We start from the raw sequence: 18,114 nt of genomic DNA, 5'->3' as shown, positions 1-18,114 counted from the left end.
ATGGCCAAACGAAAAGCCCCCTGCGCCGCACCGCCCGCGCCTGAGACTGACATCGAGGCGACGCCCGAGATTGGTGTCATGCCCGAGGCCGCGCCGATCACCGAGATGATCCGGTCGCATAACCTGAAATTCCCGCTGGACCGGGCCGTGCTGCGCCCGCGTATCCGGCAATCCCTGCGCGCCAATGGCTATGAGCGCAAGGAAACCGATGCCGTGCTACGCGTGGTCAAACCCACCGATACGGTGATCGAGCTGGGCGCGGGGATTGGTTATATGTCCACGCTGATGGCCATGCGCTGCGGCGCGACGGTGCATGCCTTTGAGGGCAATCCCGGCCTGATCCCCTATATCCGGTCGGTCCATGCCGCGAATGGGGCCACGCGCGCCACGGTGCATCACGCGCTGATCGCCGAGGAGACCGGCGAAGTGGATTTCTATGTGCGCAAGAACATCCTCGCCTCATCGATGACGCCGCTGGAGAAAGAGCCGCATCTGTCGGTGGCCAAGGTTGAAACCCGTGCAGCCCGCGAGGTGTTCGAGGCGATCCGTCCCACCGTGCTGGTCTGCGATATCGAGGGGGCGGAGGCGCATGTGATCCCGATGTTGCCACTGGAGGGTCTGCGCGCCGCTGTGGTCGAGCTGCATCCGCAATGGATCAAACAGGCCGGGGTCAAGGCCGTGTTCGACGCATTTGCCGCCGCCGGTCTGACCTATTTCCCACAAGCCTCCGAGGCCAAGGTCGTCACCTTTCTGCGGGGCTGGTAAGGCGGATGCGCGCGCTTGCCATCCTGACCCAGCGCAACGAGGGGGCCTTTCTGCTGGAATGGCTGGCGCATCATCGCGCTGTGGGGTTCACGGATTTCCTTGTCTTTTCAAATGACTGCCAGGACGGGTCCGACCTGATGCTGGACCGTTTGGCGCAAATGGGGGTGCTGACGCATCTGCGCAACCTGCCCCCCTATGACAAGGCGGGCATCCAGTTCAGCGCGATGAAGCGGGCGGCGGATCATCCGCTGCTGCAACATGCAGACTGGGTCCTGCCGCTGGATATCGACGAATTCGTCAATATCCACGTAGGCGACCGCACCCTGCCCGCCCTGCTGGACGCGCTGCCCGAGGCGACGGCCATCACCTTGACATGGCGGCTGTTCGGCAATGCCGGGATGGTGCTGCATGAGGATCGGCCTGTCACCGCACGGTTCACCCGCGCCGCCCCCACGATCATGCACTGGCCGTGGCGCGCGTCGATGTTTAAGACGCTCTATCGCAATGACGGCACCTATGCCAAACCCGGCATCCACCGCCCCCGCGCCCCCGATCCGGCGCGGTGCGATCAGGGGCGCTGGTTCGACGGCGCGGGACGCGCCCTGCCCCCGCGGTTTCGCCGGGCCGGGCTGTTCTCGCCCTTCGGGCGGCCGAATCACACATTGGTGCAACTCAACCACTATCCGCTTGGGGCGATGCAGGATTTCGTCCTCAAGGCCGACCGGGGGCGGGCGGTGCATGCCGGACAGCGGCTTGGTCTGGATTACTGGGTCGAGCGGAATTTCAACACCGACGAGGATCGCTCGATCCTGGCCCTGTCCACCCGGATGCAGGCCGAACGCAACAGGCTGATGGCCGATCCCGAACTGGCCGAAGGACACCGGGCTGCGGTGGCGTGGCGCGACAGCCATTTTGCCGCCCTGATGCGCGAGGAAGAGATGCGCGCCCTGATGGGACGGCTGATGATGACGCCCGCCTCGCACCCGCTGAGCAAGGCCGAGGCCGGACCGTTGCTGGCCCATGCCATCGCGGCACAGAAAACAAAGCCCGATCTGGACGAGGTTTGACGGCGCACTGCCCCGCAATCGCCTTGAACGCCGCCATATTCTCCTAAATTTTGCCCTAAACACGGGCTAATTCCGGCGCAGAATACACCTGCCAGATGTGGCAGGACACCCGAGGACGTGCAGCGATGTCTCAGATGAACCCTTTGCCCGACCGGTCCCTCGCAGGACTGAAGAAACGCGAATGGCTGGCGCAACTCTCTGAAATCGCTGAAAACTCTGGATCCTTTGAATCCCTTGGAAGCCGCCATTTCGCCACACGCATCACCGCGGGCAGCACGCTTCTGGTCAGTTTCGAGACGATTCAGGGAATCCAGTTGCAATCGGATGTCGGTCAACCGCTTGGCTGGGACATGGTCAAGGCGCATGGGTGGTCGCATCTATGCGTGATCAGCGATGGTGACACATGGTTCCGTGATCCGGCGGTCTATGCCCTGTTCGATCGTCTGACGGATGACGGCTGGTTCGAGGAATTCGATCGCGTCATCTTCTACGGTGCCGGTCCCTGCGGCTATGCGGCGGCGGCCTTTTCGGTGGCGTCACCGGGGGCACATGTTCTGCTGGTGCAACCGCAGGCGACCCTTGATCCGCGCGTGACCGAATGGGACAACCGGTTTGCGCATATGCGCCGCACGTCATTCACCGATCGCTATGGCTATGCGCCGGACATGATGGACGCCGCGCAGTGCGGCTATGTCATCTATGACCCGGCCGAGGATCTGGACGCGATGCATGCGGCGCTGTTCACGCGCCCCAATGTCACCAAGCTGCGTCTGCGGCATATGGGAGATGCGTTGCAGGGTGACCTGATCGAGATGGAGATTCTCGACGATTTGCTGCTGGCCATCTCGGCGGACAGCCTGACACCGCATGAATTCGCGCGGCTGGCCCGCGCCCGGCGGTGTCACTCTCCCTATCTGCGCAATCTTCTGGGGCATCTGGATGCGACGCACCGGCCCTATCTGGCCATTCTGCTATGCCGCAACGTTGTCAGCCGCATGAACGCGCCCCGGATCAAACGCCGCCTTGAAGGGCTGGAGAAAGCCGCGACGGTTGGTGAATTCACCCCGCCCCCTGCCCGCAAGGGCAACGGCCCTGCCGGCGCGGACAGCAAAGACACCTGACAGAGCAGCGCGACAGCGCTTTGCGCACATCACCCTCTGGCCCTGCGCGCGCGCTTTGTGTAAGCGAAGCGCATGAGCACGACGATCACCATACGCCGCCCCGACGACTGGCACCTGCATCTGCGCGATGGCGCGATGCTGCGCGCGGTCCTGCCGGAAACCGCCCGCCATTTCGCGCGGGCCATCATCATGCCCAATCTGGTGCCCCCCGTGGTCACTGGCGCGCAGGCGATGGCCTATCGCGACCGGATCATGGCCGCGCTGCCCGAAGGCATGGATTTCGCGCCGCTGATGACGCTCTATCTGACCGAGGAGACGGACCCGGATGACGTGGCTGCATGCCATGCCAGCGGGTTGATCAACGCGGTCAAGCTTTATCCGGCAGGGGCCACGACCAATTCCGCCTCGGGCGTGAAGAATTTCGACAAGGTGCGCCCGGTGCTGGAGCGGATGGCCGAGATCGGCCTGCCGCTGTGCATGCATGGCGAAGTGACGGATCACGCGGTGGATATCTTCGACCGCGAGGCCGTGTTCATCGACCGCGTACTGGATCCGATCCGTCGTGCCACACCGGGCCTGCGCGTGGTGATGGAACATGTGACCACATCGGATGCGGTGGACTATGTGCGCTCTGCGCCGGAAGATCTGGCCGCCACGATCACCACCCATCACCTGATCATCAACCGCAACCACATCCTCGTGGGCGGGATCAAGCCGCATTACTATTGCCTGCCCGTGGCCAAGCGCGAAAGCCATCGTCTGGCCCTGCGCGCCGCCGCCACTTCGGGTGATGGGCGGTTCTTTCTGGGCACGGATTCGGCCCCGCATGTGGATGCGCTCAAGGAACATGCCTGTGGCTGCGCGGGCTGTTTCACCGCGACCAACACCCTGTCGATCCTGGCCCAAGTCTTCGAGGAGGAAGGCGCGTTGGACCGTCTGGAAGGGTTCACATCGCTGCATGGCCCCGCCTATTACCGCCTGCCGGTGAACGAGGGGCACATCACCCTGACACGCGGCGCGGACCCCGTGGCCTATCCTGCCAAGATCGATGGCGGCGACGGCCCGGTGACGGTCTTTGATCCGGGCTTCCCGCTCTACTGGACCGTGACTGCCTGATGTTCACCGTTCTGCAAATACTCAATCGCGACCGATGCGCCTGACGCCGCGCCGGAATGTGAGTATTTGGGGAACGATGAAGACGACACAGATTTGCAAAGGATGCTGCCATGATCCCCTCTTCCTATCCCCCCGCGCAAGAGATGGCGCGCCTGACCGCGCGGATGCTGCTGGAAATCAAGGCGGTGCATTTCAATTCCGTTGAGCCGTTCATCTTTGCCTCCGGCCTGCCCTCGCCGGTCTATATTGATTGCCGCAAGCTGATCTCCTATCCGCGGATCCGGTCGACCCTGATGGATTTCCTGACCGTGACCGTGATGCGGAATGCGGGTTTCGAGGCATTCGACAATATCGCGGGCGGTGAAACCGCAGGCATTCCCTTTGCCGCGCTTGTGGCCGAACGCATGGCCCTGCCCATGACCTATGTGCGCAAGAAGCCGAAAGGCTATGGTCGCAATGCCCGGATCGAAGGTGCCATGACGGAAGGCCAGCGCGTCCTGCTGGTCGAGGATCTGACCACGGACGGTGGGAGCAAGCTCAGCTTTGTCGATGCGATTCGCGAGACCGGAGCCTCTTGCGGGCATACGGCGGTGATCTTCTACTACGGCATTTTCCCGCAGACCGAGAAGGTTCTGGCGGATCATGGGGTTGCGCTGCATTACCTGTGCACATGGTGGGACGTTCTGGCCGAGGCGCGCGCCTCGGGGGCCTTTGATGACACCACCATGGCCGAGGTCGAAGCCTTTCTGACCGCGCCGGATGCCTGGCGGGCCGCGCGCGCCGGAAAATGACAGGCGCAGGGCGGGTTGACGGCGTCAATCCGCCGTCGTCCCTGTGCGGCCGGACAAGGGATGGCCGGCGCAGATCATCCAGATGTTGACGCATGGCCCCGTCGCGCCCCATGATGCGGTAGGCAGAGGGGATATGCACAGCCTATCCCCAGAAACATACAATTTGCCCCCGCGGCCCGCGCTTTCTATGACACGGGCTGGAATGACAGGGACGATCATGAACACAGTCAGCGTTTTCAATGCCACCGGCACCGTGGTTCAGGAACCCGACACGATGCCTCACTCGATCGAGGCCGAGCAGCAGCTTCTGGGCGCGATCCTGACGAATAACGACGTCTATGACCGTGTCGCCGCCATCATCGGGGCGCAGCATTTCTACGATCCCGTGCATGCGCGCATCTATGAGGTCGCGGCGGCGCGGATCGCCAAGAACAACCTGGCCTCGCCGGTGACGCTGAAAGCCTTCTTCGAAGGGGATTCGGGGCTGGAGGAACTGGGCGGCCCGGCCTATCTGGCGCGTCTGGCGGGATCGGCGGTGTCGTCCTATGCGGTGCGCGATTATGCGCAGATGATCTATGATCTGGCGATCCGGCGCGAATTGATCGGGCTGGGGCGCGACATCGCCGCCAAGGCCGCCAAGGTGGACATAGCCTCCGAGCCGCGCGAACAGATCGTCGAGGCGGAACAGGCGCTCTACAAGCTGAGCGAACAGGGCAAGACCGATACCGGGTTTCAGTCGTTCCTGCGCGCGGTCACCGATGCGGTGAACGTGGCCAATGCCGCCTATCAGCGCGAGGGGGGGCTTGCGGGCATTTCCACGGGTCTGATCGACATGGACAAGAAGCTGGGCGGTTTGCACAAGTCCGACCTTCTGATCCTTGCCGGGCGTCCGTCGATGGGGAAAACCTCGCTGGCCACCAACATCGCTTTCAACGTGGCCAAGGCCTATAAGCGCGGCATCCTGCCCGACGGGCATGAGGGCACGGTCGAGGGCGGCGTCGTCGGGTTCTACAGTCTGGAGATGAGCGCCGAGCAGTTGGCCGCCCGTATCCTGTCCGAGGCCGCCGAAGTGCCCAGCGAGCAGATCCGGCGCGGTGACATGACGGAGGGCGAGTTCCGCCGCTTCGTCGAGGCCGCCAAGTCGCTGGAGGCTTGCCCGCTGTTCATCGACGACACCCCTGCCCTGCCGATCAGCCAGTTGGCCGCGCGCGCGCGGCGCCTGAAGCGGACGCATGGGCTGGACCTGTTGATCGTGGACTATCTGCAGCTGGTGCGCGGCGCGGGCAAGTCCGAGAACCGGGTGAACGAGATCTCGGAGATCACGATGGGCCTGAAGGCCATCGCCAAGGAATTGAACATCCCTGTCATCGCCCTGTCGCAGTTGAGCCGTCAGGTCGAAAGCCGCGAGGACAAGCGCCCGCAGCTGTCGGACCTGCGCGAATCCGGGTCGATCGAACAGGATGCCGATGTGGTGATGTTCGTGTTCCGCGAGGAATATTACAAGGAACGCGAGAAGCCCGGCGATCACGAGCTGGAGAAGATGGCCACATGGCAGGCCGAGATGGAGCGGCTGCATGGCAAGGCGGAGGTCGTGATCGGCAAGCAGCGGCATGGTCCCATCGGCACGGTCGAACTCAGCTTCGAGGGTCGCTTCACCCGCTTCGGCAACCTGGTCAAACCCTGGCAGCAGGGCAGCGGCGAGGATGTGGGCTTCTGAGGCCGATGGGCGCGCGCCGCCTGCTGCTTCTTCTTGCCAAAAATATCCATGTCCGGTGCTGGCCCCAAGCCTTGCGTCCGATTTGGCCTTGACCTTGGAACCCGGCATGCCAAAACGACCCCATGACAGCCGCGACCCTGACCATCGACCTTGATGCCCTGACCGCCAATTGGCGCGCCCTGGATGCTGCCTCTGGCGCCGGGGTGGAAACCGCCGCCGTGATCAAGGCGGGGGCCTATGGATTGGGCGCCGGTCGCGTCGGGCGGGCCTTGGCGCGGGCGGGTGCGCGGCGCTTTTTCGTGGCCGTGACCGAAGAAGCGGCCGAGCTGCGCGAGGCACTGGGTCCGGGACCCGAGATCAACGTCTTTTCGGGGCATATGGCAGGGGATACCGACCGCATCCATGATCTGCATCTGACACCGATGATCAATTCCATCGACCAGATGCTGCGCCATGTCGAGGCGCTGCCGGGCCATCCTTTCGGGGTGCAGCTGGACAGCGGCATGAACCGCTTGGGGATGGAACCCGCCGAATGGGCGGCGCTGCGCGATATCGCGCTGGAGCAGAACATCACCCTGATCATGTCGCATCTGGCCTGTGCGGATGAGCCGGATCATCCGATGAACCAGATTCAGCTGGCCACGTTCCGCGCCATGACCGACGGGCTGGACGTGCCGCGTTCATTGGCGGCAACCGGCGGCATCCTTCTGGGGCCGGACTATCATTTCGACCTGACACGCCCCGGTATCGGGCTTTATGGCGGCGCGCCCTTCACGCAGGCGCGGGCTGTCGCCCATGTCAGCCTGCCGGTGATCCAGACCCGCGTGGTCGAGGTGGGCGAGCCTGTGGGCTATGGCAACAGCTGGACCGCCAGCCAGCCGATCCGGCTGGCCACGGTGGCGGCGGGCTATGCCGACGGCATCCACCGCGCCCTGTCCAAGGGCCTGCATCTTTATGCGGGGGATACGGCCTGTCCGGTGCGCGGGCGGGTCTCGATGGATCTGATCACGGTCGATATCTCGCATCTGCCCGAGGAACCGCGCAGTCTTGATCTGTTGAACCATGTGCAGACCGTGGACACGCTGGCCGATATCGCGGGCACCATCGGCTATGAGATCCTGACCTCTCTGGGCAGCCGGTATCAGCGGCGCTATACCGGGGCATGATCCTTCTGTCTCCCCTTGCCGCGCTGGGCCGGTCTACCCTTGCGCTTCTGGCCGCTCTGGGCCGCTTCGCCATCTTTACCGGCCAGACCATCAGCCATCTGGCGCGACCGCCCTTCTATCCGCGCGAGTTCGGGCAGGCCTTGTTGCAGATCGGCTATTTCTCGTTGCCTGTGGTGGGGCTGACCGCCTTGTTTACCGGTGGCGCCCTTGCCTTGCAGATCTACGCCGGCAGCGCCCGCTTTTCGGCGGAAGCGGTGGTGCCGCAGATCGTGGCCATCGGCATGGTGCGCGAGCTTGGTCCCGTGCTGGTCGGCCTGATGATCGCGGCGCGGGTCACATCCAGCATCGCGGCCGAGATCGCCACGATGAAGGTGACCGAACAGATCGACGCGCTGGTGACCCTGTCCACACATCCGATGAAATACCTGACGCTTCCGCGCGTGCTGGCAGCCACGCTGGTGATGCCCATGCTGGTGGGTGTGGGCGATGTGATCGGCATTTATGGCGGGTTTCTGGTTGGCACCGAGAGGCTGGGCTTCAACGCCACCACATATCTGAAGAATACGGCCGATTTCCTTGAGATGCGGGACGTCATCTCATCCCTGGCCAAGGGGGCGGTCTTCGGCTTCATCGCCGCGCTCATGGGCTGCTACTATGGCATGAACTCGGCGCGCGGCGCGATGGGCGTGGGGCGCGCAACCAAAGGATCGGTGGTGGCGGCGGCCATCCTGATCCTGGCGGCGAATTTCATCCTGACGGAGGCGTTTTTCTCGGCATGATCAGGCTGACCGATGTTCACAAGGCGTTCGGGTCCAATCGCGTGTTGCGCGGGGTGAACCTGCATGTGCCGAAGGGCACGTCGATGGTGATCATCGGCGGATCGGGCACCGGTAAGTCGATTGCGCTGAAATGCATTCTTGGGCTGGTCACGCCCGACCGCGGCACGATTGAGGTGGACGGGCAGGATGTGCGCAAGGGCGACCGCGACGCCTTTCTGGCGCGCTTCGGGATGCTGTTTCAGGGCGGCGCGCTGTTCGATTCGCTGCCCGTCTGGCAGAATGTCGCGTTCCGGCTGATGCGTGGCACGCTGAAACGCCCCAAGGACGAAGCCCGCGCCATCGCGATTGAAAAGCTGCGCCGCGTGGGGCTGAAACCCGATGTGGCGGACAAGCTGCCTGCGGAACTGTCGGGGGGCATGCAGAAGCGCGTGGGTCTGGCCCGCGCCATCGCCGCCGAGCCCGAGATCATCTTTTTCGACGAGCCGACCACCGGGCTGGACCCGATCATGGCGGGTGTCATCAATGAGCTGATCCGCGAGATCGTGACCGAGATGGGCGCGACCGCCATGACGATCACCCATGACATGACATCGGTACGCGCCATTGCCGACAATGTGGCAATGCTGCATGACGGGGTGATCAAATGGACCGGGCCGGTGGCGCAGATGGATGACTCGGGTGATCCCTATCTGGACCAGTTCATCCATGGCCGCGCGACAGGCCCGATCGAGGCGGTGCGATGAGCACGCTCTTCGAGCCAAGCCCTATCCTGCTGGCGTTTCTGGCGCTCAAGACCACGATCTACCTGCCCGTGACCCTGCTGCTGGCGCTGCTGCGCGGACTGGTTGCCACGGGTCCGGCGCGGCTTCTGGCGATGGTGGCGCTGCTGCTGGCCGTGCTGGGGATTGCCGCCCGTGTCGCGCCGCCGCTGCTGGGCCTGACAAGCGGGCCGCTGGCGCAGCTTGCCTATGATGTGGCCAATGCCGGTGGCGGCATGGTGATCGCACTGACCGCATCGATCCCGCTGGCGATGTCCGGGGTCCTGCCCGGTCGGCGCTGGATTGGGATCGACGCGCTGCACGCGCTGCTGATCGCGGCGCTGTTTGTGCTCTGGTGGCTGGCGCAGTGAAGCGGTCCCGCGCGCATCCCGCGCTGATTGCGGCCAATCTGGCGTTGCTGATCCTGTTCCCCCTGTCGTGGTTCGCCCCCCTGATGCGTGCGCAACTGCTTCCTTTCTTTCGCGCCGACGAGATTTCGGTCGTATCGGGACTGGTCACGCTCTGGAGCGAGGATGTGGTTCTGGCGCTTGTGGTGACGGTGTTTGCGCTTGTGGCGCCGATGCTCAAGACCGCAGGTCTGGCGTTGATCCATCTGGGGCGGATGACGCCGCGGCTTTTGCCTGTGGTCGCCATGGCCGGAAAGCTGGCCATGGCGGATATTTTCCTGATCGCGCTTTATATCGTGATCGCCAAGGGCATGGGCGTGGGACGGCTTGAGGTGGCCTGGGGGCTTTACCTGTTCACGGCCTGCATCCTGACCTCGCTTGCGCTGTCGCTTGTGACACGGAAACAATGATGCTGAATTAAGGTCATTGGTTTCATTTTTTCAACATTTCTTCCGCGCTTCGGCCTGAATACCCATCGACCGCCCGCGCGCCAGAAAACCGGGCCAGGGCAGACCGCTGATTTCAGGGTTTGACCGCCCGGCACCGCTGGGGCATGACTGCGTCATGGCAAAATCCAACAGCTTTTCCTGCAACGCCTGCGGCGCATCCTTCAACAAGTGGTCCGGGCGCTGTGACGCCTGCGGCGCGTGGAACACGATTGTCGAGGAGGCACCGCTATCCGCCGGTCCCGCCTCGAAAACGCTGGGGGGCAAGCGCGGCTCGCCCATCAAACTGACCGATCTGGCGACCGAGGAGACCCCACCGCCGCGGACCAATTCGGGCATCTCGGAACTGGATCGCGTGCTGGGTGGCGGACTGGTGCCATCAAGCGCCATTCTGGTGGGCGGTGATCCGGGGATCGGCAAGTCCACGCTGCTGTTGCAGGCCGCCGCGCGCTTTGCCCAGGCGGGGCTGAAGACCATCTATGTCTCGGGCGAGGAAGCATCCGCGCAGGTGCGGATGCGGGCGCAGCGTCTGGGACTGGGGGATGCGCCGGTGCAACTGGCCGCAGCCACCAATCTGCGCGACATCCTGACCACGCTGGAGACAGAGAAGCCGCAGCTGGCGGTGATCGATTCGATTCAGACGATGTGGGCCGACAATGTGGAAAGCGCGCCGGGATCGGTGTCGCAGGTGCGCGCGGCGGCGCATGAGTTGACCAATTTTGCCAAGCGGCGGGACATGTCGGTGATCCTTGTGGGCCATGTGACCAAGGATGGTCAGATCGCGGGCCCCCGCGTGGTCGAGCACATGGTCGATACCGTGCTCTATTTCGAGGGTGAGCGCGGGCATCAGTTCCGCATCCTGCGCGCGGTCAAGAACCGCTTCGGCCCGGCCGACGAGATCGGCGTCTTTGAAATGACCGGATCGGGGCTGGCCGAGGTACTGAACCCCTCGGCGCTGTTCCTGTCCGAACGGGGCGAGCCCAGCCCCGGATCGGTGGTCTTTGCGGGGGTCGAGGGCACGCGCCCCCTGCTGGTCGAGTTTCAGGCGCTGGTTGCCCCATCGCCCCACAGCCAGCCGCGTCGGTCGGTCGTGGGCTGGGATGGCGGGCGTCTGGCGATGATCCTGGCGGTGCTGGAGGCGCGCTGCGGCATTCCCTTCACGGGGCTTGATGTCTATCTGAACGTGGCGGGCGGCATGAAGGTGACCGAGCCCGCCGCCGATCTGGCCGTGGCCGCAGCCCTGCTGAGTGCGCGGGAAGACGCCGCCCTGCCGAAGGAAACGGTGATTTTCGGCGAAATCAGTCTGTCGGGTGCCCTGCGGCCGGTCAGTCAGACGGAAAACAGGTTGAAAGAAGCGCAAAAACTTGGTTTCACAGCGGCCATCGCGCCCTCTGGCGGCAAGCCGGGTGGCGACAGCGGGATGAAGCTGACCCGGATGGGTGATCTGACCGCTTTCGTGGGCGAGATTTTCGGCGCTGGGTAGCGCCACGCCGCGTGGTTAGGGTTTTCGGCGCAGGGTCGCGCCTCAAGGCAAGGAACGGGACGACATGGAAGGCTTTACCCTTATCGACGGCGTGGTGGCGGCCGTGATCGTGGTCTCGGCGCTGCTGGCCTATAGCCGCGGCTTCGTGCGCGAGGCGCTGGCGATTGCGGGCTGGATCGTGGCGGCCCTGGTCGCGTTCATGTTCGCACCGCAGGTTCAGCCGCTGGTCAAGGAGATCCCGGTCGTGGGGGCCATGATCGCGGATAGCTGCGAATTGTCCATCATCGCGGCCTTCGGTGCGGTCTTTGCCTTGGCCCTTGTGGTCGCGTCGCTGTTCACACCGCTGTTCTCGAACCTTGTGCAACGGTCGGTTCTGGGTGGGCTGGATCAGGGCGCGGGCTTTCTGTTCGGCGTGCTGCGCGGCATCGTTCTGGTGGCCGTGGCCTTTTTCGCCTATGAAACCATCGCCTCGGCCCAGCAGATCGCCATGGTCGATGACAGCCGCTCGGCGCGCGTTTTCGCCAATCTGACCGGCCAGATCGGCGAACGGAACCCCGATCAGGCGCTGGGCTGGATCGCGCAGCAGTATGAAGACCTTGTCGGTATCTGCGAAGCACCGCAGTAAGTCCTGGTGTGATGGACCGGCGCGCCGCCGGTTCAGATCTTATGTGATCCTTTCGTGACACTGGCGCGCTGACCCCTTAAGAGGGGGCAGACGCACGCCATTCGGATTCGGAGCTTGCCTTGTCCAAACTCATGCCCCCCTCCCATCCTTTCGATTTCGACGCCTACGGCGACGACGGCGATGACAAGCTGCACGAGGAATGCGGTGTCTTCGGTGTGCTCGGTGTCACTGATGCCGCGAATTTCGTGGCGCTTGGCCTGCATGCCCTGCAACATCGCGGGCAGGAGGCGGGCGGGATCGTGGCGCATCATCCTGAGTTGGGGTTCAATTCGGCCCATCGCTTCGGCTATGTGCGCGACAATTTCACATCGCAGACCTTGATGCAGACCCTGCCCGGCCCCTTGGCCATCGGGCATGTGCGCTATTCCACCGCCGGATCGAAAGGCGCTGTCATCCGCGACGTGCAGCCGTTCTTCGGCGAGTTTTCCGTGGGGGGTGCCGCGATTGCCCATAACGGCAACATCACCAATGCCGATGCGCTGCGCCGCGAATTGATCGAGCGTGGTTCGATCTTCCAGTCCAGTTCCGACAGCGAATGCATCATCCACCTGATGGCGCGGTCCCTGCAACGCAATATCGCCGAACGCATGGAAGATGCGCTGCGCCGGGTGGAAGGCGCGTTTTCGGTCGTCGCCATGACCCGGACCAAGCTGATCGGTGTGCGCGATCCCTTGGGAGTGCGCCCGCTGGTGCTGGGCCGCGTGGGCGATGGCTGGGTGCTGTCGTCGGAAACATGCGCGCTGGACATCATCGGGGCCGAGTTCATCCGCGAGATCGAACCCGGCGAGATGGTGGTGATCGACCACAAGGGTCTGGAAAGCCGCTTTCCCTTCCGCAAGCAATCGCCGCGCTTCTGTATCTTTGAACATGTCTATTTCTCGCGCCCCGACAGCATCATCGGAGGGCGGTCGGTTTATGAAACGCGCCGCCAGATCGGTGTGGAACTGGCGCGCGAGGCACCGCAGGATGCGGATCTGGTCTGCCCGGTGCCCGACAGCGGCACGCCCGCGGCGATCGGCTTTGCCCATGAGAGCGGGATTCCCTATGGCATGGGCATCATCCGCAACCAGTATATGGGCCGGACTTTCATCGAGCCGACCGAGAGCATCCGCAACATGGGTGTGCGCCTGAAGCTGAACGTGAACCGCGCGCTGATCCGGGGCAAGCGGGTGATCCTGGTGGACGATTCGGTGGTGCGCGGCACTACCAGCCGCAAGATCAAGGAAATGATCCTGGATGCAGGCGCTAAGGAGGTGCATTTCCGCATCGCCTCTCCGCCCACGGCCTGGCCTTGCTTCTATGGTGTGGACACCCCGCAGCGCGACAAGCTGCTGGCGGCGACCATGACCGAAGAGGAGATGCGCGAGCATCTGGCGGTGGACAGCCTCAAGTTCATCTCGCTGGACGGGCTTTACCGTGCCGTGGGCGAGGCGCAGGGGCGCAGTGCCAAATGCCCGCAATATTGCGACGCCTGCTTCTCGGGCGAATATCCGGTGGCCCCGTCCGACATGATCGAAAAAGGTTTCCAGTTGAAGGCGGCCGAGTGACCTGAAAGGTCACGCGATCAAGCGCCACAAGGGATGCGGACAATCCGTCGCAGCCGGATGATGGGACATGCGGCAAGGTTTTGCCCGCGTCTCGGCATCGGATCGCGCATGCCCCGCCGAGGATCGAAAGAGTGGTGCCACCCCCCTTTCCCTGCCCTGTCTGCCATGCGACAGGCCGCGTGACGGCAACATCACAGGGCATGACAGACCGGCATGAGCACGACATATCCAAGCGACGACACAACACCCACAACGGAAAAAACCCAATCCGCCGCGACATTGACAGGCCGGCTGCCGCTTGACGGCACAACGCTGCTTGGCACGGTGGTCGCGGGGCAAGCCTCGCGCGCGCTGATCCGGATGAGCAATGGCAGCGTGCAGCAACTGGGTCTTGGCGACAGGATCGGCGACGCCACCATCGCGGCGATAGAACCGGGCCTGATCCACATGATCCGCAATGGCGAGGCCCAGCGGCTGGCCATGCCCTGACGCTTGCGCCGCCTGCCCCCTTGACCTTGGGCGCGCAACCCCTCACATCGGGCGCGACGCAAGCGCGAGGAGAACCAAGATGTCCGAGAAAATCGCCCTGATCACCGGAGCCTCGCGGGGCCTTGGCGCGGCATTGGCCGAGGCGCTGGCCGCCACCCATCACATCGTGGCGGTGGGCCGGACCACCGGCGCGCTGGAGGAACTGGACGACCGGATCAAGGCGGCGGGCGGTCAGGCGACACTGGCCCCGATGGACATCACCAAGCCCGAGGCGATGGCGCAGCTGTGCCGGTCGATCCATGATCGCTGGGGGCATGTCGATCTTTGGGCGCATACGGCCATTCACGCCGCGCCCCTGTCCCCCGCCAACACCATCGACGCGCGCGACTGGGACAAATCCGTAGCCTGCAACGTCACGGCGACAGGGCAGTTGATCCCCTATATTGCCCCGCTTCTGGGACAGGCGGGCACGGCGCTGTTCTTTGACGATCCGCGCGCGGGGCACAAATTCTTTGGTGCCTATGGCGCCACCAAGGCCGCGCAGATCGCGCTGGCGCAAAGCTGGGCGGCGGAAACCGTCAAGACCGGGCCGCGCGTGCATGTGCTGACCCCAGCCCCCATGCCCACCGCCACCCGCGCGCGCTTTTTCCCCGGCGAGGATCGCGCGCCCCTGGCGCATCCGCGCGACGAGGCGGCGCGCCTGCTGGCCCTGCTGGGCTGAGCCATCCGCTTCATCGTTCCACAAATACTCATTCCCCGCCTGATCACATGCACAGGGCCCGCCTGCTGCGATGGGAGAATTGCGTATTTGCAGAACGATGAAAGGAGGGCGCTGCCTTCTTGCCCCCGTCGCGCCCGTCCTCTACACCATGAAAAAAGGTGAACCGGGGCAGGCATGCGTATTCTTATTACCAATGACGACGGGATCAACGCGCCGGGTCTGGCCGTACTGGAGCGCATCGCCGCCGATCTGGCCGGACCGGAGGGCGAGGTCTGGGTCGTGGCCCCTGCTTTCGAACAATCCGGCGTCGCCCATTGCATCAGCTATACCCATCCGATGATGATCGCCAAGCTGGGCGAGCGGCGCTTTGCGACCGAAGGCAGCCCCGCCGATTGCGTGCTGGCGGGCATTCATGACGTGATGGAGGGGGCGGTGCCCGATCTGGTGCTGTCGGGCGTGAACCGGGGCAACAATTCGGCCGAGAACGCGCTGTATTCCGGCACGCTGGGGGGGGCCATGGAGGCGGCCTTGCAACGCATCCCCGCGATGGCGCTGTCGCAATATCTGGGCCCCTCGAACTTTGCCGCGCCCGATCCTTTCGAGGCGGCAGGGGTGCATGGTCCTGCGCTGATCCGCAAGCTTCTGGCCGCGACGCCAGAGGCCGAGCATGGAGCGGATTACCGGGTGTTCTACAACATCAACTTCCCGCCCGTTCCGGCCGAGGGCGTGCGCGGGGCGCGCGTGGTGCCGCAGGGGTTCCGCCGCAACACCCGTTTCTCGGTCGAGCCGCATCTGTCGCCCTCGGGGCGGCGTTTCCTGTGGATCAAGGGTGGCGAGCAGCATGTGCCCACCCTGCCCGGCACCGATGCGGCGGTGAATCTGGACGGCTATATCTCGGTCACGCCGATGCGGGCGGATCTGACGGCGCATGACCTTCTGGAGCCGTTGAAAGGGATCGAATGAGCGACGCGGCGGAACGCAAGATGCAGTTCCTCTATGCCCTGCGCTCCAAGGGGGTGACAGACAGCCGTGTCCTGACGGCCATGGAAAAGATCGACCGCGGCCCTTTCATCCGCGGGATCTTCGCCGCCCGCGCCTATGAGGACATGCCCCTGCCCATCGCCTGCGGGCAGACGATCAGCCAGCCGTCGATCGTGGGGCTGATGACGCAGGCCTTGCAGGTCAGCGCCCGCGACACGGTTCTGGAGGTGGGCACGGGATCGGGCTATCAGGCGGCGATCCTGTCGCAACTGGCCCGCCGGGTCTATACGGTGGACCGGCATCGCCGACTTGTCCGCGAGGCGCGCGAGATCTTTGATGCGTTGCAACTGACCAATATCACCGCCTTTACCGCCGATGGCAGCTTTGGTCTGCCCGATCAGGCGCCGTTTGATCGCATCCTCGTGACCGCTGCCGCCGAAGACCCGCCCGGCCCCCTCTTGGCCCAATTGAAAATCGGGGGTATCATGGTTTTGCCGGTGGGACAGTCCGACACGGTGCAAAGCCTGATCCGCGTGACCCGTCATGACACGGGCTTTGACTATGACGAGTTGCGCCCGGTCCGGTTCGTGCCTCTGGTCGAGGGTCTGGGGCGCGACTGACAGGCGAAGGATGACCCCGAACCGGTCGCAGGGCCGGACAGAACGATAACAACCAGGCCCCGCCGCAAGGGGCAGGACAGAGGAAATCGAGATGACCGAACAGAGCCGTCCCGCTGCCCCCCGCACATTTCGTCCGGGCCTGACAGGCACAGGCCGTCCATCCCCGACCCGCACGCTGCGTCACCTGATCCTGGCCGGCACGGCGCTTGGCCTGTTGGCGGCCTGTGACAGGCCGCTGGACTTTGACATGCGTGGCAATTTCGGCGACACGCTCGACACCGCCGAGGCGGCGCGACAGCCCGTCGCCAACCGCCCTGCGCCGGATGCGCGCGGCGTCATCTCTTATCCGAACTATCAGGTGGCCGTCGCCCGGCAAGGAGACACCGTCGCGGATGTCGCCACGCGGATCGGGATCGCGCCCGATGAACTGGCGCGTTTCAACGGCTTGCGCCCTGCCGATCCGCTGCGCCCGGACGAGGTGGTGGCCCTGCCCCGCCGCGTCGCGGAGCCTTCTGCAGCGACGGGCGGGTTCGGCACGATCCAGCCGCCGGGCACCGATATCACCAGTCTGGCCAGCAGCGCCATCGACCGCTCGGACGCGGCGGCCGTCAGCACGACGACCCTGCCACCGGCGGGCGGTGGGATGATCACCTCTGCCGCAGCCCCGGCACCCGCCGCCGCGGCACAGCGTCCGCAGGTCGGACTGGAACCCACGCGCCATCAGGTCAAGCGCGGCGAGACGGCCTTTACGATCTCGCGGCTTTACAATGTCTCGGTCCGGTCACTGGCCGAATGGAACGGTCTGGGATCGGATTACACCATCCGCGAAGGTCAGTTCCTGTTGATCCCGGTCCCGGATGCCGAGGCCCCGGCCCGTCCGGCGGCGGCCGCCGCCGTGACCGCGCCGGGTGCCGGATCGCCGACGCCGGTTCCACCATCGGCGGCGACACCGCTGCCGACCGAGACGACGCGGCCCGCTGCCGCCCCCGCGCCGGCCACCACGGCGCCCAACCTTGGCGCGGCGCAGTCCGCCCCGGCAGGCAATGCGCAACTGGCCACCCCGGTGCAGGGAACGATCATCCGCGACTACCAGAAGGGCAAGAATGACGGTCTGGACATCCAGGCCCCGTCGGGGACTTCCATCGTCGCTGCGGAAGCCGGCACCGTGGCCGCCATCACCGCCAGCGCCGATCAGATCCCGATCATCGTGATCCGGCATCCGGACAACCTTCTGACGGTTTATGCCAATGTGGAAGGCGCGGTCGTCAAGAAGGATGACAAGGTCACCCGCGGGCAGAAGATCGCGCAGATCCGGTCCGGGTCGTCGAACTATCTGCATTTCGAAGTGCGCAAAGGCTTCGACAGCGTGGACCCGACCCCCTATCTCGCACCGCGCTGAGGCGCGCAACCTCAGGCGGTCCGCAAGGATGCGGGCCGCAGGTATAGTATTTGCAG

19 protein-coding genes are annotated in these 18,114 nt (G+C 64.6%); all 19 read left to right on the top strand.

Going from position 1 to position 18,114, the window contains the following annotated elements; all coding sequences use genetic code 11:
- The 19 genes from PVW27_RS14355 to PVW27_RS14265 all read left to right on the top strand — a co-directional run bounded on the left by PVW27_RS14355 (position 1) and on the right by PVW27_RS14265 (position 18,058).
- Positions 1-765 carry an FkbM family methyltransferase gene (locus PVW27_RS14355; protein WP_274558820.1) on the top strand — a complete coding sequence of 255 codons (765 nt, stop codon included), beginning with the start codon at positions 1-3 and terminating at the stop codon, positions 763-765.
- A gap of 5 nt (positions 766-770) precedes the next feature.
- A complete protein-coding gene (locus PVW27_RS14350; RefSeq protein ID WP_274558818.1) occupies positions 771-1,832 on the top strand; it encodes a glycosyltransferase family 2 protein in 1,062 nt (353 codons plus the stop codon).
- Between the two features lie 125 nt (positions 1,833-1,957).
- Positions 1,958-2,953: a phosphoadenosine phosphosulfate reductase gene (locus PVW27_RS14345; RefSeq protein ID WP_274558817.1), complete on the top strand. Its 996-nt coding sequence runs from the start codon at positions 1,958-1,960 to the stop codon at positions 2,951-2,953.
- 72 nt (positions 2,954-3,025) lie between these two features.
- Complete coding sequence (gene pyrC, locus PVW27_RS14340; protein ID WP_274558815.1) at positions 3,026-4,069, top strand: dihydroorotase; 1,044 nt, start codon at positions 3,026-3,028, stop codon at positions 4,067-4,069.
- Positions 4,070-4,179: 110 nt separating this feature from the next.
- Positions 4,180-4,860 carry an orotate phosphoribosyltransferase gene (locus PVW27_RS14335; RefSeq protein ID WP_274558813.1) on the top strand — a complete coding sequence of 227 codons (681 nt, stop codon included), beginning with the start codon at positions 4,180-4,182 and terminating at the stop codon, positions 4,858-4,860.
- 217 nt (positions 4,861-5,077) lie between these two features.
- Positions 5,078-6,577 (top strand): replicative DNA helicase, encoded by a 1,500-nt coding sequence (locus tag PVW27_RS14330; RefSeq protein ID WP_274558811.1) that lies wholly within the window; start codon positions 5,078-5,080, stop codon positions 6,575-6,577.
- A 122-nt stretch (positions 6,578-6,699) separates the two neighbouring features.
- Positions 6,700-7,743, top strand: coding sequence for an alanine racemase (gene alr / locus PVW27_RS14325; RefSeq protein ID WP_274558809.1), 1,044 nt, complete (start codon positions 6,700-6,702; stop codon positions 7,741-7,743).
- Positions 7,740-8,522 (top strand): MlaE family ABC transporter permease, encoded by a 783-nt coding sequence (locus PVW27_RS14320; protein ID WP_274558808.1) that lies wholly within the window; start codon positions 7,740-7,742, stop codon positions 8,520-8,522. Before alr ends, PVW27_RS14320 begins: the two co-directional genes overlap by 4 nt.
- Entirely contained in the window at positions 8,519-9,265 is a 747-nt protein-coding gene (locus tag PVW27_RS14315) for an ABC transporter ATP-binding protein (protein ID WP_274558806.1), read from the top strand. The genes PVW27_RS14320 and PVW27_RS14315 overlap by 4 nt, the downstream gene beginning before the upstream one ends.
- Positions 9,262-9,651: a hypothetical protein gene (locus PVW27_RS14310; protein ID WP_274558804.1), complete on the top strand. Its 390-nt coding sequence runs from the start codon at positions 9,262-9,264 to the stop codon at positions 9,649-9,651. The genes PVW27_RS14315 and PVW27_RS14310 overlap by 4 nt, the downstream gene beginning before the upstream one ends.
- Complete coding sequence (locus tag PVW27_RS14305) at positions 9,648-10,097, top strand: paraquat-inducible protein A (RefSeq protein ID WP_274558802.1); 450 nt, start codon at positions 9,648-9,650, stop codon at positions 10,095-10,097. Before PVW27_RS14310 ends, PVW27_RS14305 begins: the two co-directional genes overlap by 4 nt.
- Before the next feature lie 154 nt (positions 10,098-10,251).
- The gene (gene radA / locus PVW27_RS14300; RefSeq protein ID WP_274558800.1) at positions 10,252-11,616 is read left to right on the top strand and encodes a DNA repair protein RadA; all 1,365 of its coding nucleotides are present in this window, start codon (positions 10,252-10,254) and stop codon (positions 11,614-11,616) included.
- Between the two features lie 64 nt (positions 11,617-11,680).
- On the top strand, positions 11,681-12,241 hold the full coding sequence (locus tag PVW27_RS14295; RefSeq protein WP_274558798.1) for a CvpA family protein: 561 nt from the start codon (positions 11,681-11,683) through the stop codon (positions 12,239-12,241).
- Between the two features lie 131 nt (positions 12,242-12,372).
- A complete protein-coding gene (purF, locus tag PVW27_RS14290) occupies positions 12,373-13,848 on the top strand; it encodes an amidophosphoribosyltransferase (RefSeq protein ID WP_274558861.1) in 1,476 nt (491 codons plus the stop codon).
- Positions 13,849-14,061: 213 nt separating this feature from the next.
- The gene (locus PVW27_RS14285) at positions 14,062-14,337 is read left to right on the top strand and encodes a hypothetical protein (protein ID WP_274558796.1); all 276 of its coding nucleotides are present in this window, start codon (positions 14,062-14,064) and stop codon (positions 14,335-14,337) included.
- A 79-nt stretch (positions 14,338-14,416) separates the two neighbouring features.
- Positions 14,417-15,058 (top strand): SDR family NAD(P)-dependent oxidoreductase, encoded by a 642-nt coding sequence (locus tag PVW27_RS14280; protein ID WP_274558794.1) that lies wholly within the window; start codon positions 14,417-14,419, stop codon positions 15,056-15,058.
- A 174-nt stretch (positions 15,059-15,232) separates the two neighbouring features.
- Positions 15,233-16,021 carry a 5'/3'-nucleotidase SurE gene (gene surE / locus PVW27_RS14275; RefSeq protein ID WP_274558792.1) on the top strand — a complete coding sequence of 263 codons (789 nt, stop codon included), beginning with the start codon at positions 15,233-15,235 and terminating at the stop codon, positions 16,019-16,021.
- A complete protein-coding gene (locus PVW27_RS14270) occupies positions 16,018-16,659 on the top strand; it encodes a protein-L-isoaspartate(D-aspartate) O-methyltransferase (RefSeq protein ID WP_274558791.1) in 642 nt (213 codons plus the stop codon). The genes surE and PVW27_RS14270 overlap by 4 nt, the downstream gene beginning before the upstream one ends.
- Positions 16,660-16,750: 91 nt before the next feature.
- Positions 16,751-18,058 (top strand): LysM peptidoglycan-binding domain-containing M23 family metallopeptidase, encoded by a 1,308-nt coding sequence (locus PVW27_RS14265; protein WP_274558789.1) that lies wholly within the window; start codon positions 16,751-16,753, stop codon positions 18,056-18,058.
- Positions 18,059-18,114 lie beyond the last annotated feature (56 nt).

It is taken from the genome of Seohaeicola sp. 4SK31, from assembly GCF_028802875.1.
Classification (GTDB): domain Bacteria; phylum Pseudomonadota; class Alphaproteobacteria; order Rhodobacterales; family Rhodobacteraceae; genus Seohaeicola.
This window is presented reverse-complemented; position numbering and strand designations above follow the sequence as displayed.

Coding starts and splice junctions, on each gene's coding strand:
- radA (WP_274558800.1), top strand. CDS start 10,252: ATGGCAAAATCCAACAGCTTTTCCTGCAACGCCTGCGGCGCATCCTTC.
- PVW27_RS14270 (WP_274558791.1), top strand. CDS start 16,018: ATGAGCGACGCGGCGGAACGCAAGATGCAGTTCCTCTATGCCCTGCGC.
- PVW27_RS14265 (WP_274558789.1), top strand. CDS start 16,751: ATGACCGAACAGAGCCGTCCCGCTGCCCCCCGCACATTTCGTCCGGGC.
- PVW27_RS14345 (WP_274558817.1), top strand. CDS start 1,958: ATGTCTCAGATGAACCCTTTGCCCGACCGGTCCCTCGCAGGACTGAAG.
- PVW27_RS14295 (WP_274558798.1), top strand. CDS start 11,681: ATGGAAGGCTTTACCCTTATCGACGGCGTGGTGGCGGCCGTGATCGTG.
- surE (WP_274558792.1), top strand. CDS start 15,233: ATGCGTATTCTTATTACCAATGACGACGGGATCAACGCGCCGGGTCTG.
- PVW27_RS14285 (WP_274558796.1), top strand. CDS start 14,062: ATGAGCACGACATATCCAAGCGACGACACAACACCCACAACGGAAAAA.
- PVW27_RS14335 (WP_274558813.1), top strand. CDS start 4,180: ATGATCCCCTCTTCCTATCCCCCCGCGCAAGAGATGGCGCGCCTGACC.
- pyrC (WP_274558815.1), top strand. CDS start 3,026: ATGAGCACGACGATCACCATACGCCGCCCCGACGACTGGCACCTGCAT.
- PVW27_RS14355 (WP_274558820.1), top strand. CDS start 1: ATGGCCAAACGAAAAGCCCCCTGCGCCGCACCGCCCGCGCCTGAGACT.
- PVW27_RS14310 (WP_274558804.1), top strand. CDS start 9,262: ATGAGCACGCTCTTCGAGCCAAGCCCTATCCTGCTGGCGTTTCTGGCG.
- PVW27_RS14320 (WP_274558808.1), top strand. CDS start 7,740: ATGATCCTTCTGTCTCCCCTTGCCGCGCTGGGCCGGTCTACCCTTGCG.
- PVW27_RS14280 (WP_274558794.1), top strand. CDS start 14,417: ATGTCCGAGAAAATCGCCCTGATCACCGGAGCCTCGCGGGGCCTTGGC.
- PVW27_RS14315 (WP_274558806.1), top strand. CDS start 8,519: ATGATCAGGCTGACCGATGTTCACAAGGCGTTCGGGTCCAATCGCGTG.
- alr (WP_274558809.1), top strand. CDS start 6,700: ATGACAGCCGCGACCCTGACCATCGACCTTGATGCCCTGACCGCCAAT.
- purF (WP_274558861.1), top strand. CDS start 12,373: ATGCCCCCCTCCCATCCTTTCGATTTCGACGCCTACGGCGACGACGGC.
- PVW27_RS14350 (WP_274558818.1), top strand. CDS start 771: ATGCGCGCGCTTGCCATCCTGACCCAGCGCAACGAGGGGGCCTTTCTG.
- PVW27_RS14330 (WP_274558811.1), top strand. CDS start 5,078: ATGAACACAGTCAGCGTTTTCAATGCCACCGGCACCGTGGTTCAGGAA.